This is a genomic window from Pseudomonas sp. P4_D7 (assembly GCF_056401755.1).
Genome location: NZ_JBFUIR010000133.1, coordinates 1 through 2424, shown reverse-complemented (window position 1 = coordinate 2424; position 2424 = coordinate 1). Strand labels below are relative to the sequence as shown.

The 2424-nt window shown below is 56.6% G+C and carries 2 protein-coding genes; both read right to left on the bottom strand.

What is annotated here, in order from left to right:
- Positions 1-90: 90 nt before the first annotated feature.
- Complete coding sequence (locus tag AC1DVF_RS28990) at positions 91-1524, bottom strand: TniQ family protein (RefSeq protein WP_477783596.1); 1434 nt, start codon at positions 1522-1524, stop codon at positions 91-93.
- Positions 1521-2424 (bottom strand): ATP-binding protein (locus AC1DVF_RS28985; RefSeq protein ID WP_477783595.1); only part of this gene is annotated, 904 nt, incomplete at its 5' end. The genes AC1DVF_RS28985 and AC1DVF_RS28990, both read right to left, overlap by 4 nt.

Sequence of the window (2424 nt, the reverse complement as noted above, 5' to 3'; positions counted from 1 at the left end):
CAGATAAGAGAGCCCGTGCACTAGAACCCCTCCAATCTGATCGTCAGTTACCTTTCTTGCGAGTTAGCCGTCCTTGGCTTGGTATGGCGGCTATCGTTCAACGAGCCCGCACGGACATACCGATGACCTTTTTGTGGTGCATGGTCCATATCGGTTCATGGTAGACAGGGAATGATGGCCACCTACAATTCCGTTCGAGTCGTTAAATCGCAGCCAGGGATCATCATTCCAGTCGAATATGCCGTCATTCGCGAGGCAAAGCGCCTCAGACGACCGCTCCTCTCGCTTCAATTCTTGATAGGCCTGCACACAATCGACACTGAAGTAAAATGAACTCGCCACTGCGCTAAAAAGCTCCTCGTCGGTCACGTAGTCGCTCTGCCACCAAGGCGTGAGGATCGTGGTCACCACTCTCTGCTCGAAGGTCCTGCGTCGTCGCTGAAGCAGCTCGCGGGCGATTGCGAACACGCACCCTCTGTCCATAGGAGCACATTGCCCAGAACCCGTTGTGGCGAGCATCATCTGTCGGGCATTCCATAGGCACGTTTCCTCGACGTGGTAGGTACGGTCAATAAATCCCAGGGCATCGTCGTACGTGCGGATGACGCGATCAACATCCAAACGCTGCGCCAACGGCCCGCGACGAAAGGACACCCTGAGAGGGAATGTAGTGATGGGCTGAGGCATCCGGCCTGTGGGCCAAGGAAAATCACCCGCTTCGGCTGCGATGGCAACTGGCACTGCCGCGAACGAAGGAACCAGCCGGAGTCGCCCATCTTGGCGCGCTGGGAACCAGGGGCGACTCTTGGGGTTTGGCAACCTAGCCTGCTCGCGATCCTCCATCCACAGCAGAATAGGATCGATCACCAGTCGAGTTGTCTCTTCCCAATCGCTCGGCGAACGAATCAAAAGCTGATCAGAAGCCTCCGTCTCACGTTCGCCGCCCTCGCCTGCCGTCCTGATGTCGTCGGATTCCTTCTCGTGTTCAACGCACCTTATGTGTTGAGAAATCAGCGATGCGTGACAGCGGACGCAGGCGTAGGGCACRCCCTTGGAGGCGCGTTGATTGGGTATCGATTGCCCGCACCCAGGACATGCTTCCATCAAACCGTCCCCGTGGATAGGACATGCCTCGAGAACCGAGAGCTGATGAATCAGCAAATGGGTACCTTCGTCCAGGCAGCTTCGACAGAATCGGAGGTTCTTGGTGTCGAACCACCCCATTCCCACCCTACTGAATCTCCATTCCCGGGACGTCGGCGCGAAGGCCATCACCACACGATGGCGTTCCATCGATTCCGCGTTTTCCGACGCCTCGCCGACCAGCAGCTCTTCGCACTTCGTCCAAGCCGTGTACTTGGGCGAAATCTCACTAAGACATGCCCCCTCTTTCCCTTTCGCCCGGTTATTGGTGAGAAGCTGCAAGGCTCCGTAAGGCGATGTCTCGTTTAGCCACGCTAACTTCTGTAGCTTGCTCCAGTTGGATTCTGTGTCACGCGCGAAAGCAGAGCTCCAGATGATCATGCCGTCACTCCCAAGGCCTTCGAGTTGCTAGTCAAGAGCTTGGCGACCACCTTCTTCGTCGAAGCATCCATCTGCTCGGGAAGCGCCTCCTCAGCTGCGGCGAGCCAGTCTTCCGCGTCCGGAACGAACGCTTTGCTGTCTTTATCTCTGCAGCGCCAAGCAAGCCACGACAGCGTATCGGCTATTGCATTCATCCCCACATTCGGRCCGTGACCAGCTTCCTGCAATGCGTTCCACATGAGGTTTGCCTGCCCGCTGAGCCGGAGACCACTGTCGAAAGCGAGCGGAAGAAGGAACCGCGTATATGACAGCCCGGAGCCTTTCGGATACTCCGATGCTTCGTCGCACGCTTTCAACAACATCGTCAAGCCCTTCGCATTTTGCACGCCGTCCAGTTCGTATAGCCGCGCTACGAAACGGGCGTGGAGGTCAGAACGAGCATTCCGCTTCAGGACTAGGGAAAGACGAACCAGTTCGACTTGGCCGAACACGATAGTCACGACGTCGATCTTTCGACGTGCGAGCTTATTTAGGGCACTTTTGAGCCAACGAAATTCGATCTCCCGTAGGGCCTGGGCTTCGTCGATAATAAAAAACAGACGGCCTGACTCCGCCGCAATGGCATACAAGGCCTTATAAGCTTGGTTACGAATCCTGCTAACGTTGGTTGGAACGCTGCCTTGGTAGTCCAAGGTATTCTGCAGGAAGTCGATCCAGAGACTGCCTTCGCCGGGGACACCGGGAACGTCCTTAGCATCGAGTACCGCGATGCCGCTGCCCGGAAGCTTCTCTGCTAAATGCGCACACAGTGCTTCGATGCAGTGGGATTTTCCAGTCAGAGGAGGTGCCCACCATGCAACGGACGCACGATGTGCCCTGGCAATGTGATCGACGTGCTTG